Below are 18,192 nucleotides of genomic sequence, written 5' to 3' on the forward strand. Positions count from 1 at the left end.
TTGCTGCAACGCTACTTTTGGGCGCGCGATAAATTACACGGCTGCAAAGCCGCGTAGAATATTGAGCTAGGCTCGCTGCTGCAAGCCTAGCGAATGTCGTAAGCTAAAAAGGCACTACTGCAAAGCGTAAAATTTTATTTCAAAGCCTTAAAAAGCTCCACGCTATCAAGCTGCTCCCACGGATATTCGTCGTTTCCGACCTGTCCGCGTGCGGCGACGTCGGCGTAGAGAAAGCTTTCTTTGCCGGGGCGATCAAGACCGAATTTATCGATGATCCAGCGCGGAGTGAGCGGAAATTTTTCAAGCACGAAAGCGGATAGCTCATCGTCGCTTGCCGCGCCTAAATTCGTCCCCATACAATCGACGCTGACGCTTACCGGTTTAGCTACGCCGATTGCGTAGCTAAGCTGGACGATGCATTTTTTCGCAAGCCCCGCTGCAACGATATTTTTGGCGATGTAGCGCGCCGCGTAAAGTCCGCTACGATCGACCTTGGTGTAGTCTTTGCTGCTTTGAGCGCCGCCACCTATAGGGCTGTAGCCGCCGAAGCTATCGACGATTAGCTTGCGCCCCGTTAGGCCGCTGTCGTGAAGCGAGCTGTGATTTACGTAGCGGCCGGTCGGGTTGATGTAGATGATAGTCTTGCTTTTGTCGTAAAGCTCCTTTGGAAGCCCCGCCGAATCGATTAAATTTCCGATCAGATCTCGGACGCGCTCGATGCTCATGCTCTCGACGCATGGCGCGGAAACCACGATCGTATGGATGCTTTGCGGCTTGCACTCCTCAAAATTGCTCTTCGTGCCGTAATCGACGCTAACCTGCGTCTTAATATCGACGCCAAGCTCGTTAGGATGGGACTTTGCATAGGCATAAACGTGATCGCAAAGAAGCCTCGCGTAGGTGATCGCCGCCGGCATAAAATTTTTCGTCTCGCAGCTTGCGAAACCGAACATTATGCCCTGATCCCCCGCTCCGATCTCGCCGCCCTCTTGATCGACGCCTTGGTTGATGTCGGGGCTTTGCTGGTTTAAAAATACGTCCACTTGCAGATCCTGCGGATGCAGGCACTGCGCGCGCGTGAAATGAGGGTTGTCGTTATAGCCGATCTCGCTAAGCGCGCCCTTTACGATGTGGCGGTAATCGTCGTGGGTAAAATCGATCTTGGCGTTTACTTCGCCGCCGATTACTACGTGTTTGCCCGCGATGAAAACCTCCGCCGCGACGCGTCCGTTTGGATCTTGTTTTAAAATTTCATCCACGATGCTGTCTGCGATGATATCGGCGCACTTGTCCGGATGTCCGGGGCTTACTACCTCGCTTGTAAATAGATACATATCTGCTCCTAATTAAAATTTCGGGGCATTTTATCTAACGAGGTTTTAAGATTAACTAAAAATTACGAAATTCCGCTCAAATTTAAATGCGCTTAAATAAAATTTCGATATATTTCAAACGACGTTTTGATTGAAAGGTAAAAAATGAGTTCGATTCAAAAATTAGTAGCCAGCTACAAAGATAAAAATCTAGTTCTGCGCATAGTTACCGGCTTGATAATAGGCGCTATTTTGGGCTTTGCCGCGCGTTCGGCTGCGGGCGATATTGCGGCAGAGCACACTTCGTTTTTAATAAACGTAGTAGCTTTTGCGGAAATTCTAGGAAATTTATTCGTAGGCGCCCTTAAAGCGGTAGCTCCGATTTTAGTTTTTATCTTGATCTTAAGCTCGATCGTAAATAAACAATACGGCAGCGCAAGCGGCTTAAAACGCGTGGTCGTCCTATATATCGTAGGCACCTTTTTAGCCTCGTGCGTGGGGGTTGCAGCCAGCTTTTTATTTCCGACGCAGCTTGCTCTAAGCAATGTCGGCGCGGCGGAAAATGCGGTTCCTGCGAGCGTTTGGATCGTGCTAAAAGATCTGCTTTTTAAGGTCGTAGATAATCCGCTAAACGCTATCGCGCACGGAAATTACGTAGGAATTTTAACCTGGGCGATAGGTCTTGGTGTTGCGCTTAAATTTTGCACTAATGAAACAAAGAAAATTTTTACCGATCTTAGCGAAGCGGTAACCAAAATCGTGCAGTTCGTAATCCAGCTCGCGCCATTTGGAATTTTCGGTCTAGTAGCTTCTACCGTTTATCAAACCGGCGTCGATGCGCTGCTTGGATACGTGCGAATCGTAGTCGTGCTAGTAGGTGCGATGGCGTTCGTAGCCCTCGTGGTAAATCCGCTCATCGTCTTTGCGGTGATTAAGAAAAATCCATATCCGCTCGTATTTACCTGCCTGCGCGAAAGCGGCCTCACGGCGTTTTTCACCCGCAGCTCGGCGGCGAATATCCCGGTAAATTTAAATTTATGCAAAAAGCTCGGTATCAGCGACGAGCTAAGCTCGATCTCAATTCCTTTGGGGGCTACGATAAATATGGCGGGCGCTGCGGTGGTAATCGCGATCTTGGCGCTTGCTGCGGCTCATACGCTTGGCGTGCGCCCCGATTTTTGGACGGCGCTACTGCTTTGCGTGGTCTCGGCGGTCGGTGCATGCGGCGCTAGCGGCGTACCCGGCGGCTCATTGATGCTGATACCGCTTGCGTGTTCGCTCTTTAATATCTCAAACGACATCGCAATGCAGGTAGTTGCGATCGGCTTTATCATTGGCGTGATCCAAGACTCGGTAGAAACTGCGATCAATAGCTCCACGGACGTGATTTTTACGGCGATCGCGTCGCAAAGTATGCAAAAATAACTCACTTTAAAATTTTACCGCAAATTCCGCCCGCACGGCGGATTTGCGGTTTTTAAAATTTTACTTATTCTTTTTTGATAAAATTATCCAAAAATTTTAAAAGGAAATCGATGAATTGGAATTTAGGCGAGCTGTTTGCAAACGAAGCAGAATTTAGCGGCGCGATAGATAGCGCCTCCGCGCAGGCTAGGGATTTTGAGCTTAAATTTAAAGATAAGCTGCACGCCCTTAGCGCGGAGGAATTTTTAGGCGCGCTTGAGCTTTATGAGGGCATCAGCGAGCAGATCGGCAAGATAATGAGCTTTGCGCATCTAAGATTCGCGCGAGATACAAGTCTCGGGGCGCAGCAGGCCAAGACGGAGCAAGCTTGCAACGACATTTCGCAGAGCCTACTCTTTTTCGAGCTTGAGTTTAACGAGCTTGACGCCGCAAAACAGGACGAGTTTATCGCAGGAAGCGGGAGATTTAGATATTATTTGAGCCTACTTAAGCAGCGCAAGACCCACCAGCTAAGCTTGCCGCAAGAAAGCGTGCTTTTAAAAACTTCGCCCGTAAGCGGCGAGGCGTTTTCGCGGCTTTTTGACGAGAGCATGGCGCGGATGAGCTTTGGTTTTCGCGGGCAAAAGCTTGGCGAGGAGGAAATTTTAAGCTTGCTTCATAGCTCCGATCGCGAGGTGCGAAAGGACGCCGCAGCCTCGCTAAGCGCGGTGCTAGAGCAAAACTCCCACCTGCTTGGCTACATCTACAATATGATCAAAACCGATCTTAAAATTCGCTGCGAGCTGCGCGGCTACGATAAAGCCGAGGCGGTGATGCATGAGGAAAATCAGATAAACATCGCAAGCGTCGATGCGCTGATCGCAGAGACGGAGCGAAGCTTCGCTCTAGTCGGCAAATTTTACGCCAAAAAGCGCGAAATTTTAGGCTACGATGCGCTGTATGATTACGACAGATACGCGCCGCTTGGGGGCGACGAGGGCGAGTTTAGCTTCGAGCAGGCTAAGCAGATCGTGCTTGCGGCATTTGAAAAATTTAGCCCAAAATTTAAGCAGATCGCGCTGATCGCGTTTGAGCGAAACTGGATCGACGCAATGCCCGCGCAAAATAAGCAAAGCGGCGCGTTTTCGCATTCGGGCTCTCGCGATACGCACCCTTTCGTGCTTTTAAATTTTACCCGCAAGCGCCGCGACGTATTTACCCTCGCGCACGAGCTGGGGCACGCGATACATCAGTATCTAAGCTACGGCGTGGGCTATTTTAACTCCTTCACGCCGCTAACGACGGCTGAGACCGCGTCGGTTTTCTGCGAGATGCTGGTGTTTGATTATATGCGCGAAAATTTTTCAAATTTAAACGGTTTGTCGAATTTCAAAAGCACCGCCGCCTTGGACGGCTCGCAAAATTTTAAATGTAGCGCTTCGCAAGAGGCTCAGGGCGGTGAAATTCCAAACGAGCGCGCCGTAAAAAACTCCGCCTCGCAAGACTCTGCGGGTTCGTGCGAGCTTGCTGCGAGCGATACGGATACGCCCTCGCAGACTGCAAACGATAAAGCCGCGCTGCGAGCGATGCTTGCGGCAAAGATCGAGGATATCTTCGCTACGCTTTACCGCCAGATCGGATTTACGACCTTTGAGCGGCGCGTGCATGCAAGCGCGGATGAGCTAAGCATCGAGCGGCTGGGTGAGCTGTGGATGGAGGAGTCGCGCAAGATGTTTGCCGGCGAGCTAATCTTGCAGGATCATTACAAAAGCTGGTGGAGCTACATTCCGCACTTCGTTCACACGCCGTTTTACTGCTACTCCTATGCCTACGCGCAGCTTTTGGTGCTCGCGTTTTACGGGCTGTATAAGAGCGGCAGGCTCGAAAATTTCGTTCAAATTTACACTGAGTTTTTAAGCTCGGGCGGCAGCGACGCGCCGCAAAAGCTGGTGGCAAAATTCGGCTTTGACATCAATAAAAGCGAGTTTTGGCGCATCGGCATAGAACAGGTCGCGGCGCTTGTAGATGAGTTTGTGAGGGGTTAGGATGATAGATAAAATTTTAAAAGACGATAAATTTATCGCTGCGAGTAGTGCAAATATAGGCGCGGTTTTGGATTACGTTTTGGCTCTTGGATATGGATTTGGCATCGTTGCGAGGACGGATCAGATAAAATTTGACCCGCCGCTGCCGGAGGAAATTTTAAAAAGCTTCAAAATGCCCGCTATCTTTTTGCAGCTGGAGGAATACACGCTTTCTAGCGCGCATCTTAGCAAGGATGAGCTGGTTTTCGAGGCGGGATTTGGGCCGCAGGATTTTGCAAGCACGCTTAGCGTGCCGTTTTACGCGGTCTTGCAGATCGTCGTGGACGGCAAGCCTATCGCGGTAAATTTCTCCCAGCCCGAGTCCGAGTGGCTTAAACGCGAAAAATCGCGTAAAATTTTCTCAAAATGAGTGATATTTTAGAGGGTCTTAATCCTGCTCAGCGCGAGGCTGCGAGCCACGTGGATGGAGCGATGCTAATCTTAGCGGGTGCTGGTAGCGGCAAAACTAAAACGATCACCGCGCGTCTTGCCTATCTGCTATCAAACGGCGTGCCTCCGGGAAATACTCTCACGCTTACGTTTACGAACAAAGCCGCCACCGAGATGCGCTCGCGAGCGCTTAATCTGATAAGCGGGTTAAATTTAAGCGGAGTGCCGCTTCTGTGCACCTTTCATAAATTCGGGCTTTTGTTTTTGAAATTTCATATTAGCGAGCTTGGGCGCAGCGCAAACTTCCAAGTAATCGATACCGACGATAAGAAAAAGATCATCAAGGGCTTTGAGATAAATTTGCCCACATCGCTATTGGCAGCTAAAATTTCAACTTACAAAAATTCTCTAATCGGCCCCAAAGATATCGACGAGCTTCTAAAGGGCGAAGAGGACGAGCTAAGCAGGATGTATAGCGGATTTTACGCGCATTGCGCTGATGCATATAAGCGCTACGAGGCGTATTTGGCGGCGAATAATCTTGTAGATTTCGATGATCTGCTGATATTGCCGTATAAAATTTTAAGCGCCAATGAGCGGCTATGCGATGAAATTTCGCGCCGTTACGTCTATATCACGGTGGATGAGTATCAGGACACCAACGACATTCAATTCAAACTGCTGCAAAAGCTTTGTGCCGCGCACGAAAACCTCGTGGTGGTGGGTGATGACGATCAGAGTATCTACGGCTGGCGCGGCGCACGGATAGAAAATATCTTAAATTTTAAAGATCAGTTCTCAAACGTAAAATTTATCAAACTCGAGCAGAATTACCGCTCCACAGATGAAATTTTATCTGCTGCCAACGAGCTCATCTCGCATAACAAAAACCGCCTCGGCAAGAGCCTTACTAGCATGAACGGCGGCGGCGAAAAGATCGAAATTTTGCGTTCAGACGAGGAGAGTATCGAGGCGGCAAAGATCGCAGAAGCTATCAAAAAGCTACTTTCAAGCGGAGTAGCGCCCTCTCAAATCGCCGTGCTTTACCGCGTAAACGCTCTGTCGCGCGCGCTGGAAGAGGGGCTGAATCGCGCCAAAATCCCGTATAAAATGGTAGGCGGCGTGAAATTTTACGAGCGCGCCGAGATCAAGGATACGATCGCCTATCTGCGCTTAGTAAACGACGAGCACGACGACTTTTCGATGAGGCGGATCATAAACGTGCCCAAGCGCGGCATCGGCAAGGTCTCGCTGGCAAAGCTCGAGGAGCTTTCGCGCCTGCGACTCATCAGTCTATTTGATGCGTTTAGTGAGCCTGATGCGGGGCTTAGCGCCAAGGCGGCGCAGGCTCTAGCGGAGCTTAAAAGCGGCATCGCTTCTATTTCCGCACTAGCCGATACTATCAAAAAAATAGAGGCGCTAGAGCCCACTTTCGGGCTAAAGGCTTACTACGCCTCGCTTCCGGACGGCGCCGATCGGGTAGCGAACATCGACGAGTTTTTAGCTATGCTAAAGGACGAAGCTAGCAATAAACCCGATTTTGATCTGGCGGAATTTTTAAACGAGCTAAGCCTTCTTAGCGATCAGGACGCCATCATGGGCGATGCGATAAACATAATGAGCGTGCATGCTAGCAAAGGGCTTGAGTTCGAGCATCTTTTCGTAATCGGGCTGGAGGAGGGGTTTTTCCCGCTTTTGGGCGACAGCAATGACATCGAGGAGGAGCGCAGACTCGCATACGTAGCGATTACGCGCGCCAAGCGCACGCTTACGCTTAGCTTTGCTGCTAGCCGCTTTTATCGCGGCAAGCGCGAGAGGCTGGACGCTAGCAGGTTTATAGCCGAGGCGGGTTTGGTAGCCAAAGAGCCGCCGCGCGAGCAAAGTAGCGGCTTTAGCAAGGGCGAGCTGATCAAACACAAACTCTTTGGTATCGGACAGATCACGGCGGTAAACGGCGACCGACTCACTATAAATTTCGGCGGAATTTCGCGCGTGATAATGTCAAATTTCGTAGAAAAGATCGGCTCTTATGAATAGATTGTTTTTGGCGGACAAGCCCGCGGGCATCGGCAGCAATAAATTTTTAAGCGCTCTTAAGCGCAAATACGGCGTGAAAAAGGCTGGCTTTAGCGGCACGCTCGATCCTTTCGCGAGCGGCGCGCTGATTGTCGCGTTCGGGCAATACGCGCGCTTTTTTAGATTTTTAAAAAAGGAGCCAAAAATCTACGCTGCGACGCTGTGGCTGGGCGCGCAAAGCCCAAGCGGAGATAATGAAAATATCGAGCGTGTGGAACAAATCCCGCCGCTTTCGCGCAAGGTTTTAGATGCCGCGATAGCGCAAATGCGCGGTGAGATAAAATTTATCCCGCCCGCTTTCAGCGCCAAGAAAATTGACGGTGTGCGCGCATACAAGCTCGCTCGCGCAGGCGAAGAGGTGAGCCTAAAAGAGAGCTCGATGCGGGTTTTTGATGCCGAAATTTTAAGCTACGCTCATCCATTCGTGAGCTTTCGCGTTGCGCTTAGCGAGGGCGGCTACGTGCGCTCTTTTGCGCAAATTTTAGCAGAAAAACTAGGCGTTTGCGGTACGCTAAGCGCGCTTAGGCGGGAGAGCGAGGGGGCTTTCGATTTGAAAGATCCGCGTTTTGCGGATGAGGCGGCGCTAAATCCGCTCGAGTTTTTGGACCTCGCGCCGAACTTTTACGACGGCGACGCGCGCGACGTGATCTTGGGTAAAAAGCTTGCCGCAAAGGATCTGGCGAGCCGCGCAGACGGGCGCTATCTGCTTATCTGCGGCGATTTTTACTCGATCATCGAGATAAGCTCGGGCGAGGTGCGCTATCTTTGGAACGACGTTCCGATCGCAGGCGGCGCGTTTTAATCAGCGGCTCTAGCCTGCGGCGGAATTTTGATCGGGCGGCCCTGGCTTGAAATTTGAGCGGTTATAAATACGGCGCGTTTTAAATTTACTCGCATAGCGCGCTGCTATGTGCGGTTAAATTCTATCGCAGACGGCGGCGACTCGAGTGATCGCGCTCTTTTGTTGTGCACGGATCGCAAAATCTGCCTCAGGCGGTGTAAATTTAAACGCGCGGCTAGGCGGGCGGCGCTCGCTTGTGAAAAGGCATAAATCCGCGGGGGCTAAATTTAAACGCGGCGAATCCGGCGGAGCGGCGTTTCGATTTGCTTTTCGGTGCGCGATGACGGCTCGCTGCGAGATTAAAATTTCGCGATTTACAAAGCGCGCAGGTCGGGGCTTATCGCGGCGCGCCAAGCGCCTCTGCCGAATGAAATTCTAGCTTGCGGCGGTGCGTAGTCTGCGCCGATAGGTTTGATTTTACGGCGGGCGGCGTACTGCTAAACTAAATTTATGATCTAGTGTGGCGTGCAGCGACGCGGCTAGAATTTTGCCGGCTTGGAATTTTAATCGCTAAGATAGATTTGCGCCGCGAGTTGAAATTTAGCTGCGTGCGTTGCGGATTAAAATTTCGCGCTTTATAAAATTTACGTATCGGGCGCCGCGATCGCGGGTTAAATTCCGCGGCGCGCGCTTCACGGTGCGCGGTTTTTGAATTTTGATCGCACTGGATAGGGCTTGCTGCAGGCTGAAATTTAACTTGCGCGCGGATTAAAATTTTAATCGCGCTAGATGGGCTTGCGGCGCGCTAAATTAACGCAAACGCGCCAAAGCGTAGAAGGAGTAAAATTTGAAGGCCTATGCAAAGATTAACGTTTTTTTAAAAGTCGTCGGCACGCGCGGCAGCTACCACGAGATCGCCTCGCGCTTCGTGCTGCGCAGGGAGCTCTTTGATGAGATAAACTTCGAGCGCGCGAGCGGCTTTGCGCTCGAATGTGGCGCCGCGCAGATCGCAGATAACATAATTTTAAAGGCCAAGGTGGCGCTTGAGCAGGCGGGCTTTGCGCGTGAGCTTGCGGAGTTTTTCGGCTCGCACAAGATCGTGCTTAAAAAACATATTCCGATCGGCGCGGGTCTTGGGGGCGGCAGTAGCGACGCGGCGGCGTTTTTGCGGCTTGCGAACGAGGAGTTAGGCTTAAAAATTTCGCGCGAGCGGCTTACCAAAATCGCGCAAAATATCGGCGCGGACGTTGCGTTTTTTGTTAGTGGACTTGAGGCCGCAAACGTGCGCGGCATCGGCGAGATCATCGAGCCTTTCGAGGACCAGCTGCCTGCGATCGAAATTTTAACGCCCGCGATCTTTTGCTCCACCGGCGCGGTTTATAACGAGTTTCGCGCAAGCTTTATGCAAAATATAAACGCCGCGCAGGCGCAAGAGATGTTGCGTTTAGGCAGCGAGCAGCTGCTGACGCAATATGGCGGCTTTACGTTAAACGATCTTTTCGCGCCGTGCATAAAGCTATATCCGCAGATGAGCAAGTATCGCGATATGTTTCTAAGCGGTAGCGGCAGCAGCGTGTTTTTCTTAAAATAAGAATTCCAAGGCGCGCGGTTAAAATTTAAAAGCTAAATTTAAAGATAAAATTTAAAATTCGCTCGCCCGCTTTTAAATTTAAGCAAAAACGGGCTAAGCTTAGGACCAAATTTAGAAGGAAAAAGATGAAAGAACTGAGTAAAAATCGCAAGGCATTTCACGATTTTACGATACTTGAAAGCTTTGAAGCAGGCATCGTGCTAAAAGGCAGCGAGGTCAAAGCTCTGCGCGCGGGCAGGGGCAATCTCAAAGATAGCTTTTGTCGCGTGATCCGCGGCGAGCTGTTTTTGCTAAACGCGCATATCAGCTATCTTGAAAGCACAAACGCCCATTTTCGTCCCGACGAAGGGGCGGCGCGAAAGCTTTTAATGCACCGAAAGCAGATCGACAAGCTGCTTGGCGCGGTTAGCAAAGAGGGCCTTACCATCGTAGTTTTGTCGCTGTATCTCAATGATAAAAACCGCGTAAAGGCGCGTATCGCTTTGGCTAGTGGCAAAAATCTGCACGACAAGCGTGAATCGCTAAAGCGCAAGGAAGCCGACCGCGAAGCGCAAAGCGCGATGAAGCGATACGACAAGCATTCATTTTAAATTCACAAAACTTTGGTTAAAATGCGGGCTTAAATTTAAACCCGAAGGAAATGCAATGAAGAAATTTTTACTATTATGTTTAGCGATTTTTGTCTTAAGTGGCTGCGGAGATGATTCGCAGAAAAAGACGGGCTCTGCGGGCGAGAATCCTGCCGCGAGCGAGAATCAGATGGCAAAAAATTCTGCTCAAGATAAAAATGGCGAGCGTATTGGCGGAGAAAGTGGCGAGGAGGTAGCTTTTACGCCGTTTAAAGCGGGCGAACGATTTACGCTTAAAAGCGTCGTAGGCGGCGAGGTAACGATCGAGCGGACAGAAAAGGGCTTTAAGCTCGCGGACAGCGATAAAATTTTAATGTTTGATATTTTCGGTACTTACTGTCAGCCGTGCCGCATCGAAGCGCCGCATCTGATGGACTTTCAGTTAAAAAATTCCGCGGATTTTCTAATGGTTGGCTTGATTTATTTTGAGGACATTACGGACGCGCAAGTGATCGAAAATTTTACGAAAAAGTTTAATGCGTATTATTTCATCTCCAATTCAAAACAAAACGAGCGCATAGTGGGTCAAATTTTAAGCGACATCGGTTATCGTCACGCGCTTTCGATCCCTTTTAAGGTAGTACTTAAAGATGGAAAATATCAAAGGCTTACCGACATTAACGAGGGCGATGAGCGGGGTAAGCCGTATTACTTAGGCATGGTCGATACTGATGTGATAAAAAGCGATATCGCCAGGATAAAAAATGGCAACTAAAACCGGCGTGCAGATTCACACTCGCGCCAAAACAAAATCTTTCGTGCCTCGTCCGTATAAGGTGATTTTACTAAACGACGACGTAACAACGATGGATTTCGTGGTTTATATTTTGATGGAGATTTTTGCCAAAAACTTTAACGACGCCGTAGATTTAATGATGAAAGTTCATAAGCAGGGTCGCGCGGTTTGCGGCGCGTATCCTAAAGAGATAGCCGAGTGTAAGCAACAAGCGGTTTTACAAGCGGCAAAGGCCGCAGGATTCCCTCTTAGATGTGAGATCGAAGAGGATTAAATTTAAAGGAAAGCAATGATAGGATTTTTTTTAAACAAACATTTTGAACAAGCAATCAGCGTCGCAAATGACGGCGAGGACGAATACATTACTACTTCGCACGTAGTTTATGCGATTTTTAAATACAATAAGCCCTTCCATGGGCTCATCGCCAAAGAAATTCCAGATATTAACTACCTAAATATTTTGGATAATCTGGGCGGGCTTTTGGATATGATGCCTAAATCAAGCGGCAAGGCTCCGGCGCAGACGATAGAATTTAAGCAGTTCTATACTGAATTAAATAATGCTAAAGAGCCTAAAAATGAGCTTGATTTTATGCTTAAAATTCTAAATGATAAGGAAAACGACTGCACTAAAATTTTAAATCACTACGGTATAAACGCTGCGATTTTTGAGCTCATCGTGCGAAAGTACAAATCCGCTTTCGATCACCGTGATGAGGTCGTTTCTCGCGACGAAGCCGCAGCGATTAAGCTAAACTCATACGATATCGATGATATCACGCATGCGATGAATTACGACGAAAGCCGCAGGCAGTGGCAGAATACGGAATTTGAGCCTGCGTTTGAGGGCGAAAAGGACGCCATAAACGAGCGCGATATTAAAAAGGATTCGCCTAGTTCACTTTATACAGCAAACCTCAATAAAATCGCGCTTGAGGGTAAGATCGATCCACTCATCGGACGCGAAAAAGAGATCGAAAAGACGCTGCAAACCCTCTGTCGCCGCAAGAAAAATAATCCGATCTTAGTGGGCGAAGCAGGAGTTGGTAAAACCGCGATCATCGAGGGCATCGCGCTAAAAATCGTCCGCGGCGAAGTGCCAGAAAAGCTAAAAAACAAGGTGATTTACGCCCTTGATGCTGGCGCGCTGATCGCAGGCACTACGCTGCGCGGGGAGTTTGAAGAGAGGCTAAAGGATCTCATAGACGAGTTTAGCGCTAATCAAAATGCGATTTTATTTATCGATGAAATTCACACGATCGTTGGCGCAGGCACGGGCAATCGCAACGAACTTGATATGTCAAACATCCTAAAGCCTTCGCTTGCAAGCGGCGAGCTATCGGTCATCGGCGCTACTACATACGGCGAATATCGCTCGTTTTCGCAGGATAAAGCGCTTAGCCGCAGGTTTTGCAAAATCGACGTGAGCGAGCCTAGCATTGACGATAGCGTCGAAATTTTAAAAGGCGTAGCCAAAAAATATGAGGAATTTCACGGCGTAAAATTTAGCGACGAAATTTTGCGAGATAGCGTAACGCTTGCTAAAAAATATCAAAGCGATAAATTCCTTCCCGACAGCGCCATTGATCTCATCGACGAGGTGGGCGCTAGCTTTGCGTTTAAACCGCACGAAGCTCCGCTTGAAATCAGTAAGGACGATTTGGTAAATACGCTTTCGATTAGCGCGAATATTGCAAATTTAAGCAGTAGCGTCGATAATAAACAGGTACTAAAAAATCTGGAAGCCAATATCAAGCGTGAAATTTTCGGTCAAGATGAAGCGGTTAGCAGCCTTTGCAAGGCACTTTTGCGCTCTTACGCCGGGCTTGGAGGCGCAAGCTCCCCAATCGGCGTATTTTTATTTGCAGGTAGCAGCGGTGTGGGCAAAAGTGAGCTAGCCAAGGTCTTAGCCGCGCAGCTTGGAGTGCATTTTGAGCGCTATGATATGAGCGAATATATGGAAGCTCACAGCGTCTCTAGGCTCATCGGAGCACCTCCCGGATACGTGGGCTTTGAAAACGGTGGAATTTTAACAAACAACATCAAAAAGCACCCCTACAGCGTCATTTTATTTGATGAGGTAGAAAAAGCTCATCCTAGCATGACGAATATTTTTTTAGGAATTTTCGATAACGCAAGCCTTACCGATAATAACGGCGTTACGACCGATTTTAAAAATACGATCATAATAATGACGTCGAATTTAGGTACGAAAGAAGCGCCGCAGGTCGGATTTACAAAGGATGAGAGCTATAAAGTAGATAGCGCCATAAGAAGCTTTTTTGCGCCGGAATTTCGCAACCGCATCGATAAAATCATAAATTTTAACCGCTTAAGCGGCGAAATTTTAGAAAAGATCGTGGATAAAACTATCGGCGAGCTAGAGTCGCAGCTAAAAAACGTAAAGATTAGTCTAAACAAGGAAGCAAAAGATTTGATTATCTCGCGCGGCTATTCGGACGAGTTTGGCGCGCGAAATTTAAAGCGCGAGATCAGCTCTCAGATCAGCGATCATATAAGCGGCGAGCTGCTTTTTGGCGCGCTACAAGAGGGTGGCTTGGTTAGCGTGAGCGTAAAAGATGGCGAGCTAAGCTTTAGCTTTGCTTCTACGCCTTTGCCGCAGATAGAAAAAAAGCAACCCGCACTAGCTCAAAGCAGTGTCGTTAAATAATGGCTCGGTTTTACGATTTTCCAGATCCTATGGATGCGCCCGATTTTGCGCCGCTTGCAAGTGGCGGCGATCTGAGCGAGGATTGCTTGCTTAGCGCTTATAGCGCAGGGATATTTCCGTGGTTTAGCGAGGATGAGCCGATTTTATGGTGGTCGCCCGATCCGCGCGCAGTGCTTGATCCGCGCGAAGTGCGCGTGCAAAAGTCCATTAAGCCCTATCTTAAGCGATATGACGTTAAATTTGACGCGAATTTTAAGGGCTTCATCGAGCGCTGCAAAGACGTACGAAAAAAAGAGAGCGACGGCACGTGGATCAGCGAGCAGATCGTGCAGGCTTACTCGCGTTTGGCAGCAGACGGCTACGCTCACAGCGTCGAGGCATACGAAGATGGCGAGCTCGTAGGTGGGCTATACGGGCTAATTTTTGGGCGGGTGTTTTGCGGCGAGAGTATGCTGAGCCTAAAGAGCAACGCTTCGAAAGTCGCGCTGATTAGGCTTTGTGAGGTGCTTGCAAATTTCGGCTTTCTAATCGACTGTCAGATTATGAACGAGCATCTGAAATTTATGGGTGCTAAAGAGATGCCGCGAGCGGAATTCCTCGCTCTATTTGCTGAGCTTAGTGCGCAAGATAGCGGCTTTGAGCGCTTTGCGGATCTTAAAGTTCCGCGCGGAGCGCAGCATTGAGTCAAAGCTTGAAATGCGGTAGCACGAAAAACGCGCAGAATTTAGAATTTTAAAGAAATAAGATGTGGCAAAGAGATAAAAGCTCCTCGGTCGGTATGATTATTGTGATGTTTATATTCGTGCCGGCGGCGCTTTTTGTATTTTTGGCGATTTTATATTTTTGGGGCAGCACTGAGCGCAAGCTACCGCGCCTGGATGTCAATGAAACCAACAGCGCGATCCGTGGCGCGATAATCGCAAAAGATAATTATGTCGCGGCAAATTCCGTCAAACTCTATAAAGTTAGCGTCGATGCACGTAGCATCGATAAAAACAAGCTTGATCTTTTCGTGCGGCTATACTGCATCTACACGGGTGATAGCGAAAAGCGCGTCAAAAGCGCGATCGAGGGCTCTGGCGGTACGACCGTGCTGTCGTATAAGATCGACGCCAAAACCGCCGTGCATCTAAAAGAACTTGCGTATAAGTTAAATTTAAAAAAGGTCTTTGTCAGCTTCATAGGCTCAAACGGCAGGTTAAATCCGCCTATCCGCATGAGCGTGAGCGAAAGCGGCGAGAAGCGCAGCTACAATGTCGGCGATTCGCTCACTCCGTTAATCGGCTATATCAATAAAAAAGAGGTTGATGGCATCACCAAAGTTAGCGGAATTAAGGGGATCGAGAAGTACTATGAGTATTATCTAGCGCCGGTTAGAGATGAGTTTATCGTGGGCCCGCGCGATATCGGCGGCAATATCATTCTAGAGCGTAGCAGCAAAAAAACGGGCAGGATCGACGGCTACAACGTCCGTCTAAGCGTGCCACTAACGCTGCAAAGAAAAATAGAGCGCCTAAGCGATGAGGGCGCTGATAATTACGATGCGCGAGAAATCGTGGTGGGCATTATGAACTCCAAAACGGGCAAAATTTTATCCCTTGCGACCAATGCCCGCTATGACCCCTCAAACATCACGAAAAACGATCTTAAGAATTTAAATTTTACCGCGAGCGAATACGCCTACGAAGTGGGCTCGATTATGAAGCCGATAATTTTCGCAATCGCCTATGATGCCAAAGCCGTCAAACCGGGCGAGATCATCAATACCTATAACGGCAGCTATAAGCTTGGTACTCGCACGATCCGCGACACGCATCCTGCAAAGCAGATGAGCGGCGAGGAGATCATCATCCACAGCTCAAATATTGGAATGATTAAAATTTCAGAGCGGCTGGAGGGGCAGGCTATTTATGACGGGCTTATGAACTTTGGTATGTCGCAAAAAACAGGCATTGATCTACCGTATGAGCAAAGTGGAAATATCCCAAGCATCAAAAGCCTGAATAATAAAATTTACAAAGCTACGATCAGCTATGGCTACGGCGCGCAGATGACCTTCCTTCAGATGCTAAACGCTTACACCGTCTTTAACAACGGCGGCGTGATGATCAGCCCGCGTCTAGTCGAAAATCTAGAAAATAACGGCAAAACTTACATCGTCAACGAAAGCGAAACCCGCCAGGTAATCTCTAAACCTACCGCTGACGTAATAAAAGGAATTTTAATCAAAACGGTTGAGAGCGGCACGGGGCGCAAAGGGCGGGTAGCGGGGCTGCAAATCGGCGGCAAGACGGGCACTGCGCGTATCGCTAAGGGGGGCGGCTATTCGAGCGCCTATAACAGCTCGTTTTTCGGCTTTGCCAACGACGCGGACACCAGCTACACGATTGGCGTTTTGGTGCGCGAGCCTAAAAGGGGCAGCTATTACGCTGCTCAAAACGCGCTGCCGATCTTTAAGCGGGCGGTAGGAATTTTGATAGAGGAGGGCTATCTAAAGCCCGCAGCCGACGCAAACGCCACGCAAAAGGTCGAGATCAAGGATGAGGCAGTTGAAATTAAAGATTAAATTTGCTAAATTTCGCAAGGTTTTTTAAAATTTTGCGGCGACGAAATTTCACGGAATTTAGCGCGACTTTTGAAATTTTAAGGCGTTTAAATTTTAAGGCGTTTAAATTTTACGGCGCGGAATTTTGGCGGCGTAAAATTTAGCGGCGCAAAATTTTAACGGCACGGCGATGGAATTTTATCGCGACGCGGGATTTTGGCGCGGTAGTAAAATTTTATCACGGCTTGAAATTTTGCATGGCGCCGCTCGCTGCACTAAAGCAACTGAATTTTATCGTGATGTGAAATTCGGTGCGGCGTAAAATTCCGTATCAAGACAAAATTTTAAATTTGCCGTCGCGCAAGTAAAACGGCGAGCGAGCCTGTGGCGTTAAATTTTTAAGACGCAGCGCTATAAATTCGCGCCGTATGTTTGCGCAACTGCGAAATTTAGCGAGTTTGGCTGCGTAATTTAACGATGAAATTTAACGCAAAGAAAAGAGGAAAATATGAAAGCAAATGAGGGAAAAATGAAAATAGCGATAATCGGGCTTGGCTACGTTGGGCTTCCTTTGGCGGCGGCGTTTGCCGCGAAACACGAGGTCGTGGGCTTTGACGTCTCGCAAGAGCGCATAGACGAGCTGCGCGGCGGGCACGATCGCACGCTGGAGCTTAGCGACGAGGAGCTTGCTGCGGCGATTCAAAACGGGCTTAAATTTAGCGCAAAGCTAGATGATATGAGGCAGAGCAATTTTTACATCGTGTGCGTGCCCACTCCCGTAGATAGGCTAAATCGCCCAGATCTCACGCCGCTAATCAAGGCCAGCGAAAGCGTCGGAGCCGTGCTTAAAAAGGGCGACATCGTCGTGTATGAAAGCACCGTCTATCCGGGCGCTACGGAGGAGGACTGCGTACCGGTGTTGCAGCGCACGAGCGGGCTAAAATTTAACCGCGATTTTTTCTGCGGATATTCGCCCGAGCGGATCAATCCGGGCGATAAAATTCACACCGTCACGAAGATCAAAAAGATCGTCTCGGCAAGCACGCCGGAGGCTCTGGATGTCGTAGATAGCGTCTATCTTAGCATCCTGCAAAACGGCACCTTTCGCGCTAGCAGCATCAAGGTCGCCGAGGCCGCGAAGGTGATCGAAAACACCCAGCGCGACATCAACATCGGCTTTATCAACGAGCTTGCGATCCTATTCGGCAAGCTCGGTATCAACACCAACGACGTCATCGACGCGGCGGCTACGAAGTGGAATTTCTTAAGCTTCCGTCCGGGGCTCGTGGGCGGACACTGTATCGGCATCGATCCGTATTATTTGGCGCAGAAGGCAACCGAGGTGGGCTATCACCCTGAAATCATCCTCTCAAGCCGCCGTATCAACGATAATATGGGAAGCTACGTCGCTACGGAGGTCGTTAAGATGATGATAAAATACGACGAAAAGGTAAAGGGCGCAAAGGTCTTGATCTTGGGGCTGACGTTTAAAGAAAACTGCCCCGATACCCGCAATACGCGCGTCGTGGATATGATAAGCGAGCTTAAAAATTTCGGCTGCGAGGTAGGCGTCTATGATCCTTGGGCGAGCGCCGCCGACGCCAAGAGATACTACGATATCGATCTGCTGCAAAAGCCCGACTTGTGCAAATTTGACTGCGTCGTAATCGCCGTAGCGCATAAGCAGTTTTTTGAGCTTGATTACGCGGGCTCGCTGGTTTACGACGTAAAAAACGTCTATAAAGGCGCGCAAGGAAAGCTCTGAAATTTAGCTTGGGGGTTAAATTTAGACTTCTAAATCGGCGGCTTAGCGAGGATAAGGATGAACGAAGCAAGGCTTGAAAAGTTAAAGAGGCTTTTAGATGGGCGGCGTCAGAATTTAGAGCAAGGCTTGCAGGAAAATTCTGATGCTCAAAATTCCAATGCCTTAATTTTAATAAAGGAGATATAGATGAGTAGAGGAAGTGTTGAT

General features: G+C 49.0%; 15 protein-coding genes. 14 read left to right on the forward strand and 1 reads right to left on the reverse strand.

The annotated features are described in order from the left end of the window. Positions 1 to 134: 134 nt before the first annotated feature. The gene (gene metK / locus QZ367_RS01955; RefSeq protein WP_291936610.1) at positions 135 to 1,334 is read right to left on the reverse strand and encodes a methionine adenosyltransferase; all 1,200 of its coding nucleotides are present in this window, start codon (positions 1,332 to 1,334) and stop codon (positions 135 to 137) included. Positions 1,335 to 1,478: 144 nt separating this feature from the next. Between metK and sstT the strand changes: the two genes are divergently transcribed. The 14 genes from sstT (at position 1,479) to QZ367_RS02025 (ending at position 18,171) form a co-directional block, all read left to right on the forward strand. Continuing rightward, complete coding sequence (gene sstT, locus QZ367_RS01960; RefSeq protein WP_291936613.1) at positions 1,479 to 2,738, forward strand: serine/threonine transporter SstT; 1,260 nt, start codon at positions 1,479 to 1,481, stop codon at positions 2,736 to 2,738. A 110-nt stretch (positions 2,739 to 2,848) separates the two neighbouring features. Continuing rightward, complete coding sequence (locus tag QZ367_RS01965; RefSeq protein ID WP_291936616.1) at positions 2,849 to 4,762, forward strand: M3 family oligoendopeptidase; 1,914 nt, start codon at positions 2,849 to 2,851, stop codon at positions 4,760 to 4,762. 1 nt (position 4,763) lies between these two features. Next, positions 4,764 to 5,171, forward strand: coding sequence for a hypothetical protein (locus QZ367_RS01970; protein WP_005871775.1), 408 nt, complete (start codon positions 4,764 to 4,766; stop codon positions 5,169 to 5,171). Then, positions 5,168 to 7,228: an ATP-dependent helicase gene (locus QZ367_RS01975; RefSeq protein WP_291936626.1), complete on the forward strand. Its 2,061-nt coding sequence runs from the start codon at positions 5,168 to 5,170 to the stop codon at positions 7,226 to 7,228. The genes QZ367_RS01970 and QZ367_RS01975 overlap by 4 nt, the downstream gene beginning before the upstream one ends. After that, positions 7,221 to 8,069 carry a tRNA pseudouridine(55) synthase TruB gene (gene truB, locus QZ367_RS01980; RefSeq protein WP_005871770.1) on the forward strand — a complete coding sequence of 283 codons (849 nt, stop codon included), beginning with the start codon at positions 7,221 to 7,223 and terminating at the stop codon, positions 8,067 to 8,069. Before QZ367_RS01975 ends, truB begins: the two co-directional genes overlap by 8 nt. 826 nt (positions 8,070 to 8,895) lie before the next feature. After that, a complete protein-coding gene (locus QZ367_RS01985) occupies positions 8,896 to 9,639 on the forward strand; it encodes a 4-(cytidine 5'-diphospho)-2-C-methyl-D-erythritol kinase (protein WP_291936627.1) in 744 nt (247 codons plus the stop codon). A 125-nt stretch (positions 9,640 to 9,764) separates the two neighbouring features. Then, positions 9,765 to 10,229, forward strand: coding sequence for an SsrA-binding protein SmpB (smpB, locus tag QZ367_RS01990; RefSeq protein WP_177386608.1), 465 nt, complete (start codon positions 9,765 to 9,767; stop codon positions 10,227 to 10,229). Positions 10,230 to 10,284: 55 nt separating this feature from the next. Beyond that, the gene (locus QZ367_RS01995; RefSeq protein ID WP_291936637.1) at positions 10,285 to 10,983 is read left to right on the forward strand and encodes a TlpA family protein disulfide reductase; all 699 of its coding nucleotides are present in this window, start codon (positions 10,285 to 10,287) and stop codon (positions 10,981 to 10,983) included. Then, complete coding sequence (locus QZ367_RS02000; RefSeq protein ID WP_291936640.1) at positions 10,973 to 11,278, forward strand: ATP-dependent Clp protease adaptor ClpS; 306 nt, start codon at positions 10,973 to 10,975, stop codon at positions 11,276 to 11,278. The genes QZ367_RS01995 and QZ367_RS02000 overlap by 11 nt, the downstream gene beginning before the upstream one ends. 15 nt (positions 11,279 to 11,293) lie before the next feature. After that, positions 11,294 to 13,675: an AAA family ATPase gene (locus QZ367_RS02005; protein ID WP_291936643.1), complete on the forward strand. Its 2,382-nt coding sequence runs from the start codon at positions 11,294 to 11,296 to the stop codon at positions 13,673 to 13,675. Next, positions 13,675 to 14,358, forward strand: a complete 684-nt coding sequence (gene aat, locus QZ367_RS02010; RefSeq protein ID WP_291936645.1) for a leucyl/phenylalanyl-tRNA--protein transferase — start codon at positions 13,675 to 13,677, stop codon at positions 14,356 to 14,358. Before QZ367_RS02005 ends, aat begins: the two co-directional genes overlap by 1 nt. Before the next feature lie 62 nt (positions 14,359 to 14,420). Continuing rightward, entirely contained in the window at positions 14,421 to 16,241 is a 1,821-nt protein-coding gene (locus tag QZ367_RS02015) for a penicillin-binding protein 2 (RefSeq protein ID WP_177386612.1), read from the forward strand. 508 nt (positions 16,242 to 16,749) lie between these two features. Continuing rightward, complete coding sequence (locus QZ367_RS02020; RefSeq protein WP_291936650.1) at positions 16,750 to 17,985, forward strand: nucleotide sugar dehydrogenase; 1,236 nt, start codon at positions 16,750 to 16,752, stop codon at positions 17,983 to 17,985. Between the two features lie 57 nt (positions 17,986 to 18,042). Next, entirely contained in the window at positions 18,043 to 18,171 is a 129-nt protein-coding gene (locus QZ367_RS02025) for a hypothetical protein (protein ID WP_291936652.1), read from the forward strand. Positions 18,172 to 18,192 lie beyond the last annotated feature (21 nt).

The sequence above is a fragment of the Campylobacter sp. genome (assembly GCF_019423325.1).
In the GTDB taxonomy this organism is placed as follows: domain Bacteria; phylum Campylobacterota; class Campylobacteria; order Campylobacterales; family Campylobacteraceae; genus Campylobacter_B.

Coding starts and splice junctions, on each gene's coding strand:
- QZ367_RS02005 (WP_291936643.1), top strand. CDS start 11,294: ATGATAGGATTTTTTTTAAACAAACATTTTGAACAAGCAATCAGCGTC.
- QZ367_RS02000 (WP_291936640.1), top strand. CDS start 10,973: ATGGCAACTAAAACCGGCGTGCAGATTCACACTCGCGCCAAAACAAAA.
- aat (WP_291936645.1), top strand. CDS start 13,675: ATGGCTCGGTTTTACGATTTTCCAGATCCTATGGATGCGCCCGATTTT.
- truB (WP_005871770.1), top strand. CDS start 7,221: ATGAATAGATTGTTTTTGGCGGACAAGCCCGCGGGCATCGGCAGCAAT.
- QZ367_RS01965 (WP_291936616.1), top strand. CDS start 2,849: ATGAATTGGAATTTAGGCGAGCTGTTTGCAAACGAAGCAGAATTTAGC.
- QZ367_RS01970 (WP_005871775.1), top strand. CDS start 4,764: ATGATAGATAAAATTTTAAAAGACGATAAATTTATCGCTGCGAGTAGT.
- QZ367_RS02015 (WP_177386612.1), top strand. CDS start 14,421: ATGTGGCAAAGAGATAAAAGCTCCTCGGTCGGTATGATTATTGTGATG.
- QZ367_RS01975 (WP_291936626.1), top strand. CDS start 5,168: ATGAGTGATATTTTAGAGGGTCTTAATCCTGCTCAGCGCGAGGCTGCG.
- metK (WP_291936610.1), bottom strand. CDS start 1,334: ATGTATCTATTTACAAGCGAGGTAGTAAGCCCCGGACATCCGGACAAG.
- smpB (WP_177386608.1), top strand. CDS start 9,765: ATGAAAGAACTGAGTAAAAATCGCAAGGCATTTCACGATTTTACGATA.
- QZ367_RS02025 (WP_291936652.1), top strand. CDS start 18,043: ATGAACGAAGCAAGGCTTGAAAAGTTAAAGAGGCTTTTAGATGGGCGG.
- QZ367_RS01995 (WP_291936637.1), top strand. CDS start 10,285: ATGAAGAAATTTTTACTATTATGTTTAGCGATTTTTGTCTTAAGTGGC.
- sstT (WP_291936613.1), top strand. CDS start 1,479: ATGAGTTCGATTCAAAAATTAGTAGCCAGCTACAAAGATAAAAATCTA.
- QZ367_RS02020 (WP_291936650.1), top strand. CDS start 16,750: ATGAAAATAGCGATAATCGGGCTTGGCTACGTTGGGCTTCCTTTGGCG.